This is a genomic window from Arthrobacter wenxiniae (assembly GCF_013376105.1).
Lineage (GTDB): Bacteria > Actinomycetota > Actinomycetes > Actinomycetales > Micrococcaceae > Specibacter > Specibacter wenxiniae.
Genome location: NZ_JAAMFM010000076.1, coordinates 1 through 912, shown reverse-complemented (window position 1 = coordinate 912; position 912 = coordinate 1). Strand labels below are relative to the sequence as shown.

Sequence of the window (912 nt, the reverse complement as noted above, 5' to 3'; positions counted from 1 at the left end):
AGCTCGTTGAACCAGCCTTGGTCGCGATGATAAATGAGCCACTTTGTTCATCTTGGCTGCTAAGGCATCTTCATGAAATTATTGCGTCTCCACTTGTAGATCAATTCGATACATCTACAATGGAAGAGATGGTCGATTTTGTCGTCCTAAATCCGCCGGAAGACTTGGGCCTTTTGGCTGAGGTTGTTGAGTTCATCGTTGACTCAGATATTGGCTCTAGAATTTATCAATTGATCGACTCCGTAATTCCCGTAAGGGAACATCAGCAATTTCTTGATCTTAATCCAGGCTTTGCATTAAAGCTTGCCACTGCCCTCGCAAAGGGTGGATATCATCGATATCCTCAACTTAGTGATTGGGGGCAACTTATCTCCAAAGTACCCCTTTCCAGGTTATTCGATGAGGACGTGACTGCTCCCCTTCTGGCTGTTAGTCTGGCCAAAAAGCATAACCGGCACATTTGGGGAACCAGCAGGGGCATAGCTGAGGCCAGTGTGTTACCTGATGTTGTTCTTCGGCAAATGCACGTTGACGATGCATTGTTTCTCATTCGGTGTGGTGCGCGTGACCCCCAAAGTGGAATTGACAAGGTAGCGCGATTTAGTACTGCTTGGATCAACGCTCACAGCGGCTTCCGAAGAATAAGAATTAGAAAACTTGCGGACGCTATGCCTAAACTTTCGGACAAGCCGGGGGCGGCGATAGAAGCAGCGATCAATATATTGCGTAACGCATCGGAGCTTCCCGGGGACTCGTTGGTCCCATAAGTTGTGAAACAAATGAGTGCAGCAATGGAAGTAGTCAAGCATGAATATTAATTATGCAGCCCGTCGGGCTAGGTAGCCGCGAGATGCAAGCCAGTCTAGCGGTTGGTATTCCCATAGGTGGCGGCTTAGGCCGCTGACGAACCGT

General features: G+C 48.5%; 1 protein-coding gene. It reads left to right on the top strand.

The genetic code is table 11. The features are described 5' to 3' along the window. On the top strand, positions 1-767 hold a 767-nt coding region (locus G6034_RS19410; RefSeq protein WP_218064096.1), incomplete at its 5' end, for a hypothetical protein. Positions 768-912: the final 145 nt, after the last annotated feature.